This is a genomic window from Pseudomonas sp. KH_017 (genome assembly GCF_057840285.1).
Window position 1 is genome coordinate 400,551 of sequence record NZ_CM174509.1, and the last position, 20,197, is coordinate 420,747.

Genomic DNA, 20,197 nt, shown 5'->3' on the forward strand with positions numbered 1-20,197 from the left:
AATTGGTAGTGCTAGGACTCTTCAACAAAAAATCCAATACGCTCCTGGGAATCGACATCAGCTCCACCTCGGTGAAACTTCTTGAGTTGAGCCGTCAGGGTGAGCGTTTTCGAGTCGAGGCCTATGCGGTCGAGCCGTTGCCGGTCGGCGCGGTGATCGAAAAGAATATCGCTGAGCTTGAAGGCGTGGGGCTGGCCCTCGCGCGCGCGCTGGCCAAGGCCAGAACCGGCCTCAAGAACGCGGCCGTGGCCGTGGCGGGCTCAGCGGTGATCACCAAGACCATCGAGATGGATGCCGGTCTGTCCGAGGACGAGATGGAAAGCCAGCTGAAGATCGAGGCTGATCAGTACATTCCTTATCCCCTGGACGAAGTCGCGATCGACTTTGAAGTCCAGGGCACCTCCGTGCGCAATCCGGATCGCGTCAAGGTGCTGCTAGCCGCTTGCCGCAAGGAAAACGTCGAAGTCCGCGAGGCAGCCCTGGCCCTGGCGGGGCTGACCGCCCGCGTGGTCGATGTCGAGGCCTACGCGCTGGAGCGTTCATTCGAATTGCTGGCCAGTCGGCTCGCGGTTACCGAGGAGCGTTTGACGGTCGCAATGGTGGACATCGGCGCCACCATGACCACCCTGAGCGTCCTGCACAACGGGCGGATTATCTACACCCGCGAACAACTGTTCGGCGGTCGGCAGTTGACCGAGGAAATCCAGCGTCGCTATGGCCTGACGCTGGAGCAGGCGGGGCTGGCGCAAAAGAAGGGCGGTCTGCCGGATGACTATGCCACTGAGGTCTTGCAGCCATTTCGAGAGGCACTTGTGCAGCAGGTGTCGCGCTCGTTGCAGTTCTTCTTTGCCTCAGGCCAGTACAGCGCCGTCGACCATGTCCTGCTGGCCGGCGGTACCGCGTCGATCCCGGGGCTGGACCGTTTGATCGAGCAGCAATTGGGTACGCCGACCCAGGTCGCGAATCCTTTTTGCGAAATGACTCTGGGCAGCAAGGTCAATGGTGCTGCCCTGGCGAGTGATGCCCCGGCGTTGATGATCGCCTGTGGTCTGGCCCTCAGGAGCTTCGACTGATGGCACGGATCAACCTTTTACCTTGGCGTGAGGAGCGGCGTGAAGTCCGTCGCAAGCGCTTCCTGCTGGTCCTGGTGGCCGTGATGGTGGGCACGATGGGCGCGGTGCTGGTCGCGAACCAGGCCATCAGCGGTGCCGTCGACCGGCAAGTCGCCCGTAACGATTACCTCGGCAAGCAAGTCGCCGTAGTCGATGAGCGGATCAAACAGATCAATGATCTCAAGGCGCGCCGTCAGCAACTGGTCGAGCGCATGCGCATCATCCAGGACCTGCAAGGCAATCGCCAAATCAGCGGGCGAATATTTGACCAGCTGGCGCGAGCCCTGCCCGACGGCGTGTATTTCACCGAAGTGAAAATGACCGCAAAGACCTTGTCCATCACCGGCGCTGCGCAATCCAACAACCGTGTTTCAGACTTGATGCGCAACCTCGAAGCATCAGACTGGTTCGACGCGCCGAGCCTGACCGAGGTCAAGGCCACAGCTGCCGGCCAGGTGGTGCAGGCTAATGTCTTCCAGTTGACCGTTCGCCAGGTTCAGCCCGCAACACCGGAGGGGGGTAAATGAGTCCGTCCGAATGGTTCGAAGAGCTGCGCAAGATCGACATCAATGATCTGGATACCAGCAACATGGGTTCCTGGCCGCCGGCGATCAAGTTTCTGGTGGCTGGTTTGCTCGTGCTTCTGGTGCTGGCCCTGGGCTACAACTTTTCCAGTCGCGACCTTATGAGTCAGCTCGATCTCAAGCGCGAGGAAGAGTCGACACTCAAGGAGCAGTTCGCCGACAAAGCCCGCATGGCGGCGAATCTGGATCTCTATACCCGGCAGTTGAAGGAGATGGAGAACGCCTTCGGCGTGCTGTTGCGGCAACTGCCCGGCGACACCGAAGTGCCCGGCTTGCTGGAAGACATCACGCGTACGGGCCTGGGCAGTGGCCTGGAGTTCGAAGAGATCAAGCTGCTGCCGGAGGTCGCCCAGCCGTTCTATATCGAACTGCCGATCCAGATCACGGTCACCGGGGATTACCACGACCTGGCCACCTTCGTCAGTGGTGTGGCCGGGTTGCCGCGAATCGTCACCTTGCACGATTTCGATCTTGCGCCCGTCAGCCCCGAGGGTGGTCCGAAGCTGCGCTTGACCATCCTCGCCAAGACCTACCGCTACAACGACAAGGGACAGCATCAATGAGCCCGGCACGTTGTTTTTTTGTGGTGGTGTTGCTGTCTGCCCTGTCCGGTTGTGGCGCGGGCGATGACTACACCGATCTGGACGCGTACATGAACGAAATGCGCCTGCATGGGCCGGGGAAGATTGAACCAACGCCGGTATTCCGGTCTTACCCGGCATTCACTTACAACGTGACGAATCTGCGCAGCCCGTTTTCACCGCAGATCAGCACTGATCTGGCGGCCCGGCGGCGGGGTTCGCATAACGTCAAACCCGACCCTGGTCGGGTCAGGCAATACCTCGAAGGCTTCAACATCGAGCAATTTGAAATGGTCGGTACCCTTTCCAATGCAACGGGCTCCTATGCCTTGCTGCGCGGGGCGGGTGGGGTGCACCGGCTGAAAGTCGGCGATTACCTGGGGCGTAACGACGGACGGATCGTTGCGATCAGCGGCTCGCAAGTCGATGTGGTTGAAATTGTCCCTGATGGTCAGGGTGCTTGGCTGGAGCGTCCCCGGACCATTTCTTTGAAAGAGCACTCATAGTGGAACTCCAATAATGAACAGGATTCTTTCCACCGTCGGCCTTTCGCTATGGATAGCGTTGTTGTCGCCGATGGTACAAGCGGCCAATCTCAAGGCGCTGGATGTCGCGGCGCTGCCGGGTGACCGTGTCGAGTTGAAGTTGTCGTTCGATGCGCCGCCCCCGGTGCCCCACGGCTACACAACGGATTCACCGGCCCGGATTGCCCTGGATTTGCCGGGTGTCGCCAGTCGGCTGGCCAGCAAGACTCGCGATCTCGGCAGTGGAAATGCCCGCAGTGCTACGGTGGTGGAAGCCAGGGACCGTACGCGATTGATCATCAACCTGACCCAGCCGGCCCCATACGACTCGCGAATTGAAGGCAACAATTTGCTGGTAGTTGTCGGGCAGGGAGTCAAACCGTCGACATCCAGGCCGGCGGCCGCAGCAATGCCGGTTCCGGCACGAGCCGCCGCGACGGCAGGCAAGGCCATTCGGGGTGTGGATTTCCAGCGGGGAACCCAGGGCGAAGGCAACGTGGTGATCGACTTGTCGGATCCATCGATTGCGCCCGACATACAAGAGCGCGAGGGCCGGATCATCGTCGGGTTTGCCAAAACCCGATTGCCTGAGGCATTGCGCGTGCGTCTGGACGTGAAGGATTTCGCCACGCCAGTGCAGTTCGTCAATGCCAGCGCGAGCGGCGATCGAGCCACCATCAGCATTGAACCCGGAGGCACGTTCGATTACTCGACCTATCAAACTGACAATAAGCTCACGGTCAGCGTTCGCCCGGCGACGGTCGACGAGCTGCAAAAGCGCAATGCCGGGCAACAGGCCTACAGCGGCGAGAAGCTTTCGCTGAATTTCCAGGACATCGATGTGCGCTCGGTGCTGCAACTGATCGCCGATTTCACCAACCTCAATCTGGTGGCCAGCGACACGGTACAGGGGGGAATTACCCTGCGCTTGCAGAACGTGCCGTGGGATCAGGCGCTGGATCTGGTGCTGAAAACCAAGGGGCTGGACAAGCGCAAGGTCGGTAATGTCCTGCTTGTTGCGCCGGCCGATGAAATTGCTGCCCGTGAGCGTCAGGAGCTCGAATCACAGAAGCAGATTGCCGATCTGGCGCCGTTGCGTCGGGAGCTGTTGCAGGTCAACTACGCCAAGGCGGCGGACATCGCCAAGCTCTTTCAGTCGGTGACCAGTGCCGAAGCGAAACCCGACGAACGAGGGTCGATCACCGTCGATGAGCGCACCAACAACATCATCGCCTACCAGACTCAAGACCGGCTTGATGAGCTGCGCAGGATCGTCACGCAACTGGATATCCCGGTGCGCCAGGTGATGATCGAGGCGCGCATTGTCGAAGCCAACGTCGACTATGACAAAAGCCTCGGGGTGCGCTGGGGCGGTTCGATACAGAACAAGGGCAACTGGAACACCTCCGGCGTCAGCAACGGACTGAATGGGTCATCGACCATCGGCACGCCCGGCAGTACCAGCACCAACTCACCGTTCGTCGACATGGGCGTAGCCAACAACACCTCGGGAATCGGCATCGCGTTCATCACCGATAACGTCTTGCTGGACCTGGAGCTGACGGCGATGGAGAAAACCGGTAACGGGGAAATCGTCTCGCAGCCCAAGGTGGTCACGTCCGACAAGGAAACCGCGAAAATCCTCAAGGGCACCGAGATTCCCTATCAGGAAGCCAGTTCCAGCGGCGCGACTTCGGTGTCGTTCAAGGAGGCTTCGCTGTCGCTGGAGGTGACGCCGCAGATCACGCCCGACAATCGGATCATCATGGAGGTCAAGGTCACCAAGGACGAACCGGACTTCCTGAACAAGGTCCAGGATGTACCGCCCATCAAGAAAAACGAAGTCAACGCCAAGGTCCTGGTCAACGATGGCGAGACCATCGTCATTGGCGGGGTTTTCTCAAATACTCAGAGCAAGGTTGTAGATAAGGTGCCATTTCTTGGCGATGTGCCGTATCTTGGCCGCCTTTTCCGGCGTGACGTGGTTTCGGAGAAAAAATCCGAGCTGTTGGTATTCCTCACTCCGCGTATCATGAATAATCAGGCGATTGCTGTGAGTCATTGATTCTGTGCGAAATTTGATTCTTGTTGGACCGATGGGTGCTGGAAAAAGCACCATCGGCCGGTTGCTGGCCAAAGAGCTGCGCCTGCCATTCAAAGATTCCGATAAGGAAATTGAATTGCGCACGGGCGCCAATATCCCTTGGATCTTCGATAAAGAAGGCGAACCGGGCTTTCGTGATCGCGAGCAGGCAATGATTGCCGAGCTGTGCGATTGCGACGGTGTGGTGCTGGCGACAGGCGGGGGCGCGGTCATGCGCGAAGCCAATCGTCGGGCACTGCATGCCGGTGGGCGGGTGGTTTATCTGCATGCGTCGGTCGAGCAGCAGGTCGGCCGCACGTCCCGCGACCGCAATCGACCACTGTTGCGTACCGCCGATCCGGCCAAGACCCTTCGGGATCTGTTGGCGATCCGCGATCCGCTTTATCGGGAAATTGCCGACCTGGTGGTCGAAACCGATGAGCGGCCGCCACGAATGGTCGTACTCGACATTCTAGAGCGCTTGCAGCAGTTGCCACCCCGTTAAAGCGCCGCGCGAAATGCGCTATCCTCGGCGTCCCGCCATGACCGCTCAAGGTTGTGGCGGATGGCTACCGAACGGCGTCACACCAGCAGAGGCCGTGGATATTCGTTAACTCAAGGCAGAACGCCTGATTCCATCTTCACTGTGGGGACACATGCAGACACTCAAGGTCGATCTAGGCGAGCGCAGCTACCCGATTCATATTGGCGAAGGTTTGTTGGATCAGCCCGAACTGCTGGCCCCGCACATCCGCGGACGGCAAGTAGCGATCATCTCCAACGAGACTGTTGCGCCGCTCTATCTCGAGCGTCTGACCCGCAGCCTGGCGCAGTTCTCGGTGATTTCCGTGGTACTGCCCGACGGTGAAGCCTTCAAGACCTGGGAAACCCTGCAACTGATTTTCGATGGTCTGCTGACCGCCCGGCATGACCGCCGTACCACGGTGATCGCCCTCGGTGGCGGTGTGATCGGTGACATGGCCGGCTTTGCCGCCGCCTGCTACCAGCGCGGCGTCGATTTTATCCAGGTTCCGACCACGCTGCTGTCGCAGGTCGACTCCTCGGTGGGTGGCAAGACCGGGATCAACCATCCGCTGGGCAAGAACATGGTCGGCGCCTTCTATCAGCCGAACGTGGTGCTGATCGATACCGCCAGCCTCAATACCCTGCCGGCGCGCGAACTGTCCGCCGGGCTGGCCGAAGTCATCAAGTACGGGCTGATCTGTGATGAGCCGTTCCTGACCTGGCTCGAAGACAACGTCGATCGCCTGCGCAGTCTGGACCAGCAAGCCCTGACCTATGCCATCGAGCGCTCCTGCGCGGCCAAGGCGGCGGTGGTCGGTGCCGATGAGAAAGAGACGGGCGTTCGTGCCACATTGAACCTGGGCCACACGTTTGGCCACGCCATCGAAACCCACATGGGCTATGGTGTATGGCTTCATGGTGAGGCGGTGGCTGCTGGCACTGTAATGGCGCTGGAAATGTCCGCGCGACTGGGCTGGATCAGCGAGCAGGAACGTGATCGCGGCATTCGTCTGTTCCAGCGTGCGGGGCTGCCGGTCATTCCGCCGGAAGAGATGACAGAAGCCGATTTCCTCGAACATATGTCCATTGATAAAAAAGTGATCGACGGTCGTTTGCGCCTGGTGCTGCTGCGCCACATGGGTGAAGCGGTGGTGACCGACGATTATCCGAAAGAGGTTCTACAGGCCACGCTGGGGGCAGACTACCGCGCCCTGGCCCAGCTTAAAGGTTAATAAGAACACGATGACTAGTTTGCATGCCGACGAGGCTTTCCTCGGCCATTACCAGTTGAGTCATGACCCTTTTGCTCCACGGGTGCCTGGCTTCAAATTTTTCCCGGCCCAGCGCAAACCCGTGCTGGGGCAACTGCATCACCTGGCGCGTTATAGCCAGTTGTTGCTGGTGGTCACTGGCCCTCAGGGCAGCGGCAAGACTCTGCTGCGCCAGGCCCTGGTGGCCAGCACCAATAAGCAATCGGTACAGAGTGTGGTGGTTTCCGCCCGTGGTGCCGGTGATGCGGCGGGCATCCTGCGTCAGGTCGCCCAAACGTTGAACGTGGCCCACGCCGAGATCGACACGATCCTGGGTCAAGTGGTGCAGCTTGCGCTTACCGGTCAGGAAGTCTATTTGCTGGTGGATGATGCCGAGCAGCTCGACGAATCTGCGCTCGAAGCCTTGATGGCCCTGGCTGCTGGTGCACCGGAAGGGCGACCCCATGTGTTCCTGTTCGGCGAGTCGTCGCTGATCGCTCAGCTTGATGCTTTGCACCTTGAGGAAGAGCGTTTTCACGTCATCGAGTTGCAGCCCTACACCGAAGAAGAGACCCGCGAATATCTGGATCAACGGCTTGAGGGGGCGGGTCGGGGTATCGAACTTTTCACCGCGGATCAGATCTCTGATATTCACGAAAGCTCCGACGGTTGGCCTGGCAACGTCAACCAGGTTGCCCGCGATGCAATGATCGAAGCCATGATTGCCAGCCGTTCAGCGGTGAAGCGTCCAAAAATGGGGTTCAATATGCCGAAGAAACACGTATTGGCGATTTCCGCCGTCGTCGTGGTCGCGGTAGCTGCCGCTTGGTTGATGCCGGGTCGCAACAAGGCACCGACCACAGGTGCACCGGCCAACGAACAGGCGCAATTGCCGCTTGGTCAGGGGCAGCCACCAGCAAATGGCGGTGCTCCGGCCGTCGAATTCGCCGGCAACACGCAGCCGATGCCATTGCCGTTGGTCGGTAACTCGCAACCGGTCATGCGCGGTCCGCTGGCTGAAGCGGCGGGTGGCATTACCGAGGGCGACGATGGCGTGCCGGTTGAAGGCTCCAGCGCCACACCGCCGACGGTGACCACCACTGCGCCTCCTGTGGGCGTTCCTGCCGGCCCTGCGCCGACGCCAGCGGCCAAGCCGGTGCCTGCGCCAACTCAGGTCGCCACCGCCAAGCCAGCGCCTGCTCCAGTGGCCAAGCCAGCCCCAGCCAAGCCAGCCGTTGCTGCGGCGGCCAAGCCTGCCGAGAAACCGGCTCCGGCTCCGGCGGCCAAGGCTGCAGGCGGTACCTGGTACGCCGGTCAGGCACCGGGCAACTACGTGGTGCAAATCCTCGGCACCAGCTCCGAAGCGTCCGCACAAAACTTCGTCAAGGAGCAGGGCGGCGAGTACCGTTACTTCAAGAAAGTCCTCAATGGCAAGCCGCTTTACGTCATCACCTACGGTAACTTCGCCAGCCGCGATGCAGCCGTAACCGCCATCAAGGCCTTGCCAGCGAAGGTTCAGGCTGGTAAACCTTGGCCTCGCACTGTCGCCAGCGTCCAACAGGAACTGGCAACAACTCGCTGAAGATTCGGCGGCCTTACCCAGGCCGCCTCTCCAAGCACCTCAAAATTTCTACAAGTGCGCGCCGCCTTCCGGGCTGCGTGCCTTGTGGTGTCTGCGTCATAGTAGCTTTTGAGTCGTAGCGGTCAAAATTAAAAAAAGTTTTGACTAGCACAGCAGATCGCTTTAAACCTTTCACAAATGCGACATAGATTTGCGACATTTCGTCGTCAAATTTGTGGGGCTAAGTGTCGGTGTGTACAATGACCTCCCTTTTGCTCCCGCAAAGCTGGCGTACGTTCGGCGTGGATTGCAAGTGGTTGAATTGAAAAGAAATTTGCCTCGAAAAGAGGCAGCCTGGTGAGAAAGTGTCTATGAAAGCAGGTCTGTACCAACCAGATGAATTCAAGGATAACTGCGGTTTCGGCCTGATTGCTCATATGCAGGGCGAGCCCAGTCATACCCTTTTGCAAACGGCCATCGAGGCCCTGACCTGCATGACCCACCGCGGTGGGATTAATGCCGACGGCAAGACCGGTGACGGTTGCGGTCTGCTGATTCAAAAGCCGGACGTGTTCCTGCGAGCCATCGCCCAGGAAACCTTCGGCGTCGAAATGCCCAAGCAATATGCAGTGGGCATGGTCTTCTTCAACCAGGACCCGGTCAAAGCCGAAGCCGCTCGCGAGAACATGAACCGCGAGATCCTGGCCGCCGGCCTGCAACTGGTCGGCTGGCGCAAAGTGCCGATCGACACCAGCGTCCTCGGCCGCCTGGCCCTTGAGCGCCTGCCGCAGATCGAGCAAGTGTTCATCGGCGGTGAAGGCCTGAGCGATCAGGACATGGCCGTCAAGCTGTTCACCTCCCGTCGTCGCTCGTCGGTGGCCAACGCCGCTGACACCGACCACTACGTGTGCAGCTTTTCGCACAAGACCATCATTTACAAAGGCCTGATGATGCCGGCGGACTTGACCGCCTTCTATCCGGACCTGAGCGATGAGCGCCTGCAAACTTCGATTTGCGTGTTCCACCAGCGCTTCTCCACCAACACCCTGCCGAAATGGCCGCTGGCTCAACCGTTCCGCTTCCTGGCGCACAACGGCGAGATCAACACCATCACCGGCAACCGCAACTGGGCCGTGGCCCGTCGCACCAAGTTCACCAACGATCTGATGGACCTGGAAGAGCTCGGCCCGCTGGTCAACCGCGTGGGTTCCGACTCCTCGAGCATGGACAACATGCTCGAGTTGATGGTCACCGGTGGCATCGACCTGTTCCGTGGCGTGCGGATGATCATTCCGCCTGCGTGGCAGAACGTCGAGACCATGGACCCGGATCTGCGTGCGTTCTACGAATACAACTCGATGCACATGGAGCCGTGGGACGGTCCGGCCGGCGTGGTAATGACCGACGGTCGTTACGCGGTGTGCCTGCTCGACCGTAACGGTCTGCGTCCGGCGCGTTGGGTCACCACCAAGAACGGCTTCATCACCCTGGCCTCGGAAATCGGTGTCTGGAACTACCAGCCTGAAGACGTGATCGCCAAGGGCCGTGTGGGGCCGGGCCAGATCTTTGCCGTGGACACCGAAACCGGTCAGATCCTCGACACCGACGCCATCGACAACCGTCTGAAGTCCCGTCATCCGTACAAGCAATGGCTGCGCAAGAATGCCCTGCGCATCCAGGCGACCATGGAAGACAACGACCACGGTTCGGCGTTCTATGACGTCGATCAGCTCAAGCAATACATGAAGATGTACCAGGTCACGTTCGAAGAGCGCGACCAGGTGCTGCGTCCGCTCGGCGAGCAAGGCTACGAAGCCGTGGGCTCGATGGGCGACGATACGCCGATGGCCGTGCTGTCCCAGCGCGTGCGCACGCCGTACGACTATTTCCGCCAGCAGTTCGCCCAGGTCACCAACCCGCCGATCGACCCGCTGCGTGAAGCCATCGTCATGTCGCTGGAGATCTGCCTCGGTGCCGAGCGCAACATCTTCCAGGAGTCGCCGGAACACGCCTCGCGCGTGATCCTCAGCTCGCCGGTCATTTCCCCGGCCAAGTGGCGCTCGCTGATGAACCTCGATCGTCCGGGCTTCGAGCGCGCGATCATCGACCTCAACTACGACGAAAGCGTCGGTCTCGAAGCGGCGATCCGCAACGTGGCCGATCAGGCTGAAGAAGCCGTGCGTTCTGGTCGTACCCAGGTCGTGCTGAGTGACCGTCACATTGCCCCGGGCAAGCTGCCGATCCACGCGTCCCTGGCCACCGGCGCGGTGCACCACCGCCTGACCGAGAAAGGCCTGCGTTGCGACTCCAACATCCTGGTGGAAACCGCGACCGCTCGCGATCCGCATCACTTCGCCGTGTTGATCGGTTTCGGAGCCTCTGCCGTCTATCCGTTCCTGGCCTACGAAGTGCTGGGCGACCTGATCCGTACCGGTGAAGTACTGGGCGACCTCTACGAGGTGTTCAAGAACTACCGTAAAGGCATCACCAAGGGCTTGCTCAAGATCCTGTCGAAGATGGGCATCTCGACCATCACTTCGTACCGTGGTGCGCAGTTGTTCGAAGCCATCGGCCTGTCCGAGGAAGTCTGCAACCTGAGCTTCCGTGGCGTGCCAAGCCGTATCAAGGGCGCGCGTTTCGTCGACATCGAAGCCGAGCAGAAAGCCCTCGCCACCGAAGCCTGGAGCCCGCGCAAGCCGATCCAGCAGGGTGGTTTGCTGAAGTTCGTCCATGGTGGCGAATATCACGCGTACAACCCGGACGTGGTCAACACCCTGCAGGCCGCCGTGCAGCAGGGCGACTACAGCAAGTTCAAGGAATACACGTCGCTGGTGGACAACCGCCCGGTGTCGATGATCCGTGACCTGCTGAAAGTCAAAACCCTCGACACTCCATTGGATATCAGCGAGATCGAACCGCTGGAATCGGTGCTCAAGCGCTTCGACTCCGCCGGTATTTCGTTGGGCGCCCTGTCGCCAGAAGCTCACGAAGCCCTGGCCGAAGCCATGAACCGCCTCGGTGCGCGTTCCAACTCCGGTGAAGGCGGCGAAGACCCGGCGCGCTACGGCACAATCAAGAGCTCGAAAATCAAGCAGGTTGCCACCGGTCGTTTCGGTGTAACCCCGGAATACCTGGTCAACGCTGAAGTGCTGCAGATCAAGGTCGCCCAGGGCGCCAAGCCCGGCGAAGGTGGTCAACTGCCGGGCGGCAAGGTCAACGGTCTGATCGCCAAGCTGCGTTACGCAGTGCCGGGCGTGACCCTGATCTCGCCACCGCCGCACCACGACATCTATTCGATCGAAGACTTGTCGCAGCTGATTTTCGACCTGAAACAAGTCAACCCGAAGGCACTGGTCTCGGTGAAGCTGGTTGCAGAAGCGGGCGTCGGCACCATCGCCGCCGGTGTGGCCAAGGCCTACGCGGACCTGATCACCATCTCCGGCTACGACGGCGGCACCGGTGCATCGCCGCTGACCTCGATCAAATACGCGGGCGCTCCGTGGGAACTCGGCCTGGCCGAAACCCACCAGACCCTGCGCGGCAACGACCTGCGCGGCAAAGTCCGGGTGCAGACCGACGGCGGCCTGAAAACCGGCCTCGACGTGATCAAGGCGGCAATCCTCGGCGCTGAAAGCTTCGGCTTCGGCACCGCGCCAATGATCGCCCTGGGCTGCAAATACCTGCGCATCTGCCACCTGAACAACTGCGCCACCGGCGTCGCGACCCAGAACGAGAAGCTGCGCAAGGATCACTACATCGGTACCGTCGACATGGTGGTGAATTTCTTCACCTACGTCGCCGAAGAAACCCGTGAGTGGCTGGCCAAGCTGGGCGTGCGCTCCCTCGAAGAGCTGATCGGTCGTACCGATCTGCTGGAAGTCCTCGAAGGCCAGACCGCCAAGCAGCATCACCTGGACCTGACCCCGTTGCTGGGCAGCGACCACGTGCCGGCGGACAAACCGCAGTTCTGCGGTGTGGAACGCAACCCGCCGTTCGACAAAGGCCTGCTGGCCGAGAAAATGGTCACCATGGCCACCTCGGCGATCAATGACCTGAGCGGCGCCGAGTTCGACCTGGAAATCTGCAACTGCGACCGTTCCATCGGTGCACGGATCTCCGGCGAAATCGCGCGCAAGCACGGCAACCAGGGCATGGCCAACGCGCCGGTCACGTTCCGCTTCAAAGGCACGGCCGGGCAGAGCTTCGGCGTGTGGAACGCCGGTGGCCTGCACATGTACCTGGAAGGCGACGCCAACGACTACGTCGGCAAGGGCATGACCGGCGGCAAGCTGGTCATCGTTCCGCCGAAGGGCAGTGTCTACCGCACCCAGGACAGTGCCATTATCGGCAACACCTGCCTGTACGGCGCCACCGGCGGCAAGCTGTTCGCCGCTGGTACCGCGGGCGAGCGTTTCGCCGTGCGTAACTCCGGTGCCCACACCGTCGTGGAAGGCACTGGCGATCACTGCTGCGAGTACATGACCGGTGGTTTCGTCTGCGTATTGGGCAAGACCGGTTACAACTTCGGCTCTGGCATGACCGGTGGTTTCGCCTACGTGCTCGACCAGGACAACAGTTTCGTTGACCGGGTCAACCACGAACTGGTGGAAATCCAGCGGATCAGCGGCGAGGCAATGGAAGCCTACCGTAGCCACCTGCAACGCGTGCTGAACGAGTACGTCGAGGAGACCGACAGCGAGTGGGGTCGTGAACTCGCCGAGAACCTCGATGATTACGTGCGCCGTTTCTGGCTGGTCAAGCCCAAGGCTGCCAACCTGAAGTCGTTGCTTTCCAGCACCCGTGCCAACCCGCAGTGATATGCGCCTGAAGAGTTTGATGAGGTTTTAAAATGGCTGAACGTCTGAATAATGACTTCCAGTTCATCGAGGTCGGGCGCAAGGATCCGAAGAAGAAACTGTTGCGTCAACGCAAGAAAGAGTTCGTGGAAATCTACGAACCCTTCAAACCCCAGCAGTCGGCCGACCAGGCCCACCGCTGCCTGGGTTGCGGTAACCCGTATTGCGAATGGAAGTGCCCGGTGCACAACTTCATTCCCAACTGGCTGAAACTGGTGGCCGAGGGCAATATCCTCCAGGCCGCCGAGCTGTCGCACCAGACCAACACCCTGCCGGAAGTCTGCGGCCGGGTGTGCCCGCAGGACCGTCTGTGCGAGGGTGCCTGCACCCTCAACGACGGCTTCGGCGCGGTGACCATCGGCTCGGTGGAGAAGTACATCACCGACACCGCGTTTGCCATGGGCTGGCGCCCGGACATGTCCAAGGTCAAGCCGACCGGCAAACGTGTCGCGATCATCGGTGCCGGGCCTGCGGGCCTGGGCTGTGCCGACGTGCTGGTGCGTGGCGGTGTGACTCCGGTGGTGTTCGACAAGAACCCGGAAATCGGCGGTCTGCTGACCTTCGGCATCCCCGAGTTCAAGCTGGAAAAGACCGTGCTGAGCAATCGTCGCGAAGTCTTCAGCGGCATGGGCATCGAGTTCCGCCTCAACACCGAGGTGGGCACGGACGTGACCATGGAGCAATTGCTCGAAGAATACGATGCGGTATTCATGGGCATGGGCACCTACACCTACATGAAAGGCGGCTTTGCCGGTGAAGACCTGCCGGGCGTGTACGACGCGCTGGACTTCCTGATCGCCAACGTCAACCGCAACCTGGGCTTTGAAAAGTCGCCGGAAGATTTCGTCGACATGAAAGGCAAGAAGGTCGTGGTACTCGGCGGCGGCGACACGGCGATGGACTGCAACCGCACCTCGATCCGTCAGGGCGCCAAGTCGGTGACCTGCGCCTATCGTCGTGACGAAGCGAACATGCCGGGCTCGCGCAAAGAGGTGAAGAACGCCAAGGAAGAGGGCGTGAAGTTCCTCTACAACCGCCAGCCGATCGCCATTGTCGGTGAAGACAAGGTCGAAGGCGTGAAAGTGGTCGAGACCCGTCTCGGCGAGCCGGACGCCCGTGGCCGTCGCAGCCCCGAGCCAATCCCGGGTTCCGAAGAGATCATCCCGGCCGACGCCGTGGTCATCGCTTTCGGCTTCCGCCCAAGCCCGGCGCCGTGGTTCGAGCAGTTCGAGATCCAGACCGACAGCCAGGGCCGCGTGGTGGCGCCGGAACAAGGTCAGTACAAGCACCAGACCAGCAACCCGAAAATCTTCGCCGGTGGCGACATGGTGCGCGGTTCCGACCTGGTGGTGACGGCGATCTTCGAAGGCCGTAATGCCGCCGAAGGGATCCTGGATTACCTGGGGGTCTGATTACTTTCCTGAATTGGAATGCAATCAAATGTGGGAGCGGGCTTGCTCGCGAAGGCGGTTTGTCAGTCAACATCTCTGTTGAATGTGACGACCTCTTCGCGAGCAAGCCCGCTCCCACATTGGTTTTGCGGTGTTGCGCAAACCGCATTTAACCGCGACAAATTGACCGGATAGACAAAAGGCTGACCTGCAACCGTGCCTTTTGCGCCCGGCTCTGAGAAAATGCCCTCACTTTTTTTCCGGATGCCGACATGACTGCCCTGAAGAACGACCGTTTCCTGCGCGCCCTGCTCAAGCAACCTGTAGACGTCACCCCCGTGTGGATGATGCGTCAGGCCGGTCGCTACTTGCCTGAATACCGCGCCAGCCGTGCCAAGGCCGGCGATTTCATGAGCCTGTGCATGAACCCGGCGTTCGCTTGCGAAGTCACGATGCAGCCGCTCGACCGTTATCCACAACTGGACGCGGCGATCCTCTTCTCCGACATCCTGACCATCCCCGATGCCATGGGCCAAGGCCTGTATTTCGAAACCGGCGAAGGTCCGCGCTTCAAGAAAGTCGTCAGCACCCTGGCCGACATCGAAGCCCTGCCGATTCCTGATCCACAGAAAGACCTGGGCTATGTGATGGATGCGGTCAGCACCATCCGCCGCGAACTGAACGGCCGTGTACCGCTGATCGGCTTTGCCGGCAGCCCATGGACCCTGGCAACTTACATGGTCGAAGGCGGCTCGTCGAAAGATTACCGCAAGACCAAAACCATGCTCTACGACAACCCGCAAGCCTTGCACCTGCTGCTGGACAAGCTCGCGCAGACGGTCACCAGCTACCTCAACGGCCAGATCATGGCCGGCGCGCAAGCGGTGCAGATCTTCGACAGCTGGGGCGGCAGCCTCTCTGCTGCGGCGTATCAGGAATTCTCCCTGGCCTACATGAAGAAAATCGTTAGCGGCCTGATCCGTGAGCACGAAGGCCGCAAGGTGCCGGTGATCCTGTTCACCAAGAATGGCGGCCTGTGGCTGGAAAGCATCGCCGATGCTGGCGCCGACGCATTGGGCCTGGACTGGACCTGCGACATCGGCAGTGCCCGCGCCCGCGTGGGCGATAAAGTCGCGTTGCAAGGCAACATGGACCCGACCGTGCTCTACGCAAAACCGGAAGCCATCCGTACCGAAGTCGGGCGCATCCTGGCCAGCTACGGCAAAGGCAGCGGCCACGTGTTCAACCTCGGCCATGGCATCACGCCGGAAGTCGATCCGGAACATGCTGGCGCGTTCCTGCGCGCGGTACATGAGTTGTCGGCGCAGTATCACGAATAACGCTTGACCCCGTTTTCGCAAAAACCTGTCCCGCCTCGTGCCGGACAGGTTTTTTTGTGCCGTTTAAAAGCTCAATCGATAAAGCATCACTAGCTGTAAGAATGTTTTCTTTCTTTGTCGGGCCGAGGAATGGAGAGACTGTTCCTGCCTCGCGCGGTGATTACTCCTACATAGAATTTTCCTCCATCCCCGTAAGGTTCCAGGCCCTTGTCCGGCGTATTGCCGAACAATCACGAAGCGAACAGGGGCGCCCACAAGGCGCCCTGTTTTCGATAAGCAGTCTGGAATACATCATGAAAATTACATTTGATAAAAGAAGTACTTTAACGGCCTGCACTTCATCGATGATCCTGTTATCGGCAATGCTGGCCTCTCAAACCGTTTCCGCCCATGGCTATCTGGAAGTGCCGCCTTCGCGCGCGTTGGCTTGCCAGAAAGGTTTGAACACTAACTGCGGTGGCGCCCAGTACGAGCCGCAGAGTGTCGGTGAAACCTTCAAAGGCTTTCCGGCGGGCGTCGGTGGTGCTCCCTTGCAGGGGCCGGTCGATGGCAAGATCGCCAGCGGTGGTCACTCGCTGTTCTCTGCCATGGACGCACAGTCCGCCACCCGTTGGCACCTGACGGAAATCAAGGACCGCAACATCGATTTCAAGTGGCATTACACAGCGGTTCACCCGGCCACCAAGCACGAGTATTTCATCACCCGCAACGGCTGGAATCCGAACGAATCACTCAAGCGCGCCACTTTCGAAAGCACGCCTTTCTGCACTATCGACGGCGGTAACAAGCGTCCGGAGTCCAGCGACAAGCACAACTGCAACATTCCGGCAGACAAGTCTGGCCATCACGTCGTCCTGGCCATCTGGACCGTGGGCGATACCGATGCCGCGTTCTACAACGCCACGGATCTGAACATCCTGGCGGAGCCTGAGCTGCCTGGCGGCTGGTCCTCCGTAGGCAGCATTGCGCCTTCTACTGCGCTGCTGGTGGGCGACAAGGTCAAGGCCCGCGCGTTCACCGCCAATGGCGAGAGCCCGGACTACAGCGTCGAAATCAGCATCGATAACGCTGAAGACGGCACGCCGCAAAACTGGTCGTTCAAGCTGGCCGAAAAAATCAACCAGACCCACACCCTTGTTCGCGCCGGTATCCGCGACGAGAGCGGCAATGTCGAGCCGATCAAAGGCACCAACAGCCTCTACGCACAAAAAGAAAGCGGAGTGGTCCGCTACGAAGTGCAACTGGACATGAAGGAAGACACCGCTGCGCGCATGGCGGTGGCCTCGCAGCAAGCCGAATACGTTCTGGATAAAGGCCGGGCGAAGGTCGAGTTCAGCATGATCGCGAACCGTGCGATGAACGTCGAAGCCACCTTGCTCGACCAGAACAACAAACCGGTAGGCACCACCTCGGCACAAGTGGCCAGTGGCTCCACCTCGCTGTCCATGGATGTGCGCAGCAATCCGGGCGCACACACTCTGACCCTGGTCGGCACCACCCTGGATGGCCGCACGACCCGTCAGGACACCCAGACCACCCAACTCACCGGTGAAGGCGCGGGCATCGAATACGACTTCGTGTTCCCTGAAGGTCTCAGCGACTACACCGCCGGCACCAAGGTGCTGCATCCGAAGACCAACGAAGTCTTTGAGTGCAAGCCATTCCCCGAGTCGGGTTACTGCAAGCAGTACAGCCCCTCCGCCAACGGCTTCGAACCGAGTGTCGGTGCTCACTGGCACATGGCCTGGAACAAGTTGTAAGTCCCCCTCGTAGCACTTCAGGCGATCGGTAGCCGATCGCCTGAAGCTTTATTCCCTTGATGTTGATCGAGTTGAAAATGACGGTTTCGGGTTATTCCAGGCAGCGACGGATTGCGCCTGTGTGGCAAGCCTGGGTCCGGGCGACTTGAGTGAGGCCATGGTGAGGTTTTCGCGCGAACGTTTGACCGGACTGGCCTTGCTTCTGAGCAGGGCGAGCCTGCTGGTCGTGCCGCTGGCCTATGGGGCGTTCCTGGGCTGGCAGGAGTGGCGCTATCGCGAACAGTTGGTGCTGCCGGCACCGGTCGCAACCTCGCGAACCGCTCCTGCACCCCGTCAAGCGCTCGACGCAACGGCGGTTGCAACGGTGCTCGGTCTGACGACTGGTGCCGAATTGCTGCCAAGCGCGGAACCGCTGACCTTGCAGGCGAGCTTCGTCGTCACTCACGGCTTGTCCCGGGTGCTGCTGGCGGACTCGCAAGGCGCGCGCATCTACCAGGTCGGCGAGCGCTTGCCGGGTGGCAGCGTCTTGCGTCGCATCGAGGCCGATCATGCGGTGTTGTGGAGCAAGGGCCGGGAAGAACTGTTGACGCTCCAGCCTCCCGTCACGGGTTTTCTGCAACGGTTCGACCCTCACGGCAAGCCCCAAGTGCCCAGCGGTTCTCCGCGTTTTTTTAGCCCGTTTGCCGGGTCGACAGAGTGATCAAGTTCATGAATAGCTTTCTCGGTGCGCAAGCACTGCGACCGGTGATTTTTTTCGTCGCCATGGTGGTAACGCTTTCCCACGGCGCGCTTCAGGCCGAGGAAGAAAAATGGCAGCTGGCGATGAACAACGCTGAGCTGCGCGACATCGTCGAAGAGATCTCCGGCATTCTGGGAACCACCGTGGTGCTGGACCCCAAAGTCTCCGGTCGTATCACCGTCATGTCCCGGCAGGCCCTCGATCGTGAGGGGGTGCGTCGGTTGTTCTATTCAGTGCTCGACGCCCACAACTTCACGGTGATCGATGAGGGCGACCGGATTCTCATCACCCCGGTTGCCGAGGCCAAGACCCGGGCCGGCCAGGGCACGGTGAAAACCACTACGGCGTCGCAGTTCGTGACCGAGGTCATCGGCTTGAACACCAGCAGTGCCTCCGATATCGCCGGGCTGGTGCGACCGTTGGTGTCTGCCAATGGTTATGTCGGCCCTTCGGTGTCGGCCAACGCCTTGGTGCTGACCGATACGGCTGCCAATGTGAAGCGCATTGCCCGGGTGATCCGCGAGCTGGACTCCGGGCAGAACAACCTGCACGCGGTGGTTCAGCTCAAGCATGCCCAGGCGGGCGATGTCGCGCCGGTGATCGAGGCGTCCATGGGCAAGCGCAATGCCGAGTCAGCCATACAGGTACTGGCTGACACCAGGGCCAATCGCCTGATTTTCATCGGCCCGCCGGTCGTTCGCCAGCGCTTGATCGAACTGGCCCGAGGTCTCGATACGCCGGCTACCACGACGCTCGACAATGCCCGGGTGATTCGCCTGCGTCACAGCGATGCCAAGCAGTTGGCCGAGATCCTGGAGTCGATGGGGCAGGGCAGAAAGCAGACTTCCGCCGTCGGCAGCGCCAAGGACACGTCTGGCGCTGCAACCTTCATGATCAAGGCCGACGAAAGCCAGAACGCGCTGGTGCTGATTGCCGAACCGGCGCAGGTGCGGACCATCGAAAACATCGTGCGTCAACTGGACCAGCCACGGGCCCAGGTGTTGATCCATGCCGCCATCGTCGAGATTTCCGGCGACATCGCCGAGGCCGTCGGCGTGCAGTGGAACCTCAATACAGGCGACGCCAAGGGCTTCATCAACTTTCCCGGCACCGACATTCCGATCGTCGGCGGGCTGAAGTTCGACGAGAAAAGATCGGCGCCGGAAGGGGCGATCCTGCAACTGGGCGGCGACCGCTTCGGTGCGCTGGTTTCGGCCCTGGCCAGCAACACCCACAGCAACCTGCTGTCCACGCCAAGCCTGTTGACCCTGGACAATCAGGAAGCCGAAATCATCGTCGGCCAGAACGTGCCGTTCAAGACCGGCTCCTACGCCACCAACAGCAACGGCGCGGAGAATCCGTTCACCACCGTCGAGCGCAAGGACGTCGGCATCAGCCTGAAGATCAAGCCTTACATCAACGAAGGGTCGACGTTGCGCCTGGAGGTCGAGCAGGAAGTGTCGGACATCGCGCCGTCGGTGTCGGGCATTGATTCCTCGGACCTGATCACCAACAAGCGAGCGCTCAAGAGCACCATCCTTGCCGACGATGGCGAAATCATCGTGATCGGCGGCCTGATCAGGGACAGCGTGCGCACCCAGAAAAGCGGCGTGCCGCTGCTGCGTGACATTCCCTACCTCGGCGCGTTGTTCCGCTGGAGTCGCGACACCCAGACCAAAAGCAACCTGATGGTGTTCTTGCGCCCGACCATCGTGCGCAGCAAGGAAGACCTGTCCCAGGTCAGCCAGCAGCGTTACAACGCGCTGCGTGACTTGAGCAAATCAGGGGCGGGGGAAAACAACTCGTTGTTGCTGCCGTCCGAGGCGCGCGGGTTGTTCGAACCGGCCAGCGACGCGCCAGTGTTCGATTTGCGCGGCAAGGCGCAGTGAAT

Annotated in this window: 14 protein-coding genes; all 14 read left to right on the top strand. The window is 60.5% G+C overall.

Annotated elements, in window-relative coordinates; genetic code table 11:
* The first annotated feature begins 8 nt into the window (after positions 1 to 8).
* On the top strand, positions 9 to 1,073 hold the full coding sequence (locus AC3IT6_RS01850) for a pilus assembly protein PilM (protein ID WP_489354095.1): 1,065 nt from the start codon (positions 9 to 11) through the stop codon (positions 1,071 to 1,073).
* Positions 1,073 to 1,639 carry a PilN domain-containing protein gene (locus AC3IT6_RS01855; RefSeq protein ID WP_489354096.1) on the top strand — a complete coding sequence of 189 codons (567 nt, stop codon included), beginning with the start codon at positions 1,073 to 1,075 and terminating at the stop codon, positions 1,637 to 1,639. The genes AC3IT6_RS01850 and AC3IT6_RS01855 overlap by 1 nt, the downstream gene beginning before the upstream one ends.
* Positions 1,636 to 2,259, top strand: coding sequence for a type 4a pilus biogenesis protein PilO (gene pilO / locus AC3IT6_RS01860; RefSeq protein ID WP_489354097.1), 624 nt, complete (start codon positions 1,636 to 1,638; stop codon positions 2,257 to 2,259). The genes AC3IT6_RS01855 and pilO overlap by 4 nt, the downstream gene beginning before the upstream one ends.
* Positions 2,256 to 2,783, top strand: a complete 528-nt coding sequence (locus AC3IT6_RS01865; protein WP_489354098.1) for a pilus assembly protein PilP — start codon at positions 2,256 to 2,258, stop codon at positions 2,781 to 2,783. Before pilO ends, AC3IT6_RS01865 begins: the two co-directional genes overlap by 4 nt.
* Positions 2,784 to 2,796: 13 nt before the next feature.
* Positions 2,797 to 4,866 (top strand): type IV pilus secretin PilQ, encoded by a 2,070-nt coding sequence (locus tag AC3IT6_RS01870; RefSeq protein WP_489354099.1) that lies wholly within the window; start codon positions 2,797 to 2,799, stop codon positions 4,864 to 4,866.
* Positions 4,867 to 4,870: 4 nt separating this feature from the next.
* Complete coding sequence (gene aroK / locus AC3IT6_RS01875; RefSeq protein WP_057712350.1) at positions 4,871 to 5,389, top strand: shikimate kinase AroK; 519 nt, start codon at positions 4,871 to 4,873, stop codon at positions 5,387 to 5,389.
* A gap of 151 nt (positions 5,390 to 5,540) precedes the next feature.
* A complete protein-coding gene (aroB, locus tag AC3IT6_RS01880) occupies positions 5,541 to 6,641 on the top strand; it encodes a 3-dehydroquinate synthase (RefSeq protein ID WP_489354100.1) in 1,101 nt (366 codons plus the stop codon).
* Between the two features lie 10 nt (positions 6,642 to 6,651).
* Positions 6,652 to 8,241 carry an AAA family ATPase gene (locus tag AC3IT6_RS01885; protein WP_489354101.1) on the top strand — a complete coding sequence of 530 codons (1,590 nt, stop codon included), beginning with the start codon at positions 6,652 to 6,654 and terminating at the stop codon, positions 8,239 to 8,241.
* A gap of 350 nt (positions 8,242 to 8,591) precedes the next feature.
* Complete coding sequence (gltB, locus tag AC3IT6_RS01890; RefSeq protein ID WP_489354102.1) at positions 8,592 to 13,037, top strand: glutamate synthase large subunit; 4,446 nt, start codon at positions 8,592 to 8,594, stop codon at positions 13,035 to 13,037.
* A gap of 32 nt (positions 13,038 to 13,069) precedes the next feature.
* Positions 13,070 to 14,488 (top strand): FAD-dependent oxidoreductase, encoded by a 1,419-nt coding sequence (locus AC3IT6_RS01895; protein WP_489318029.1) that lies wholly within the window; start codon positions 13,070 to 13,072, stop codon positions 14,486 to 14,488.
* Between the two features lie 251 nt (positions 14,489 to 14,739).
* Positions 14,740 to 15,807, top strand: a complete 1,068-nt coding sequence (gene hemE / locus AC3IT6_RS01900) for a uroporphyrinogen decarboxylase (RefSeq protein WP_103397284.1) — start codon at positions 14,740 to 14,742, stop codon at positions 15,805 to 15,807.
* Positions 15,808 to 16,100: 293 nt separating this feature from the next.
* Complete coding sequence (gene gbpA / locus AC3IT6_RS01905; protein ID WP_489354103.1) at positions 16,101 to 17,567, top strand: N-acetylglucosamine-binding protein GbpA; 1,467 nt, start codon at positions 16,101 to 16,103, stop codon at positions 17,565 to 17,567.
* Positions 17,568 to 17,724: 157 nt separating this feature from the next.
* The gene (locus tag AC3IT6_RS01910; RefSeq protein WP_489354104.1) at positions 17,725 to 18,267 is read left to right on the top strand and encodes a hypothetical protein; all 543 of its coding nucleotides are present in this window, start codon (positions 17,725 to 17,727) and stop codon (positions 18,265 to 18,267) included.
* Between the two features lie 8 nt (positions 18,268 to 18,275).
* Positions 18,276 to 20,195, top strand: a complete 1,920-nt coding sequence (gene gspD, locus AC3IT6_RS01915; protein ID WP_489354105.1) for a type II secretion system secretin GspD — start codon at positions 18,276 to 18,278, stop codon at positions 20,193 to 20,195.
* The last annotated feature ends 2 nt before the right edge of the window (positions 20,196 to 20,197 follow it).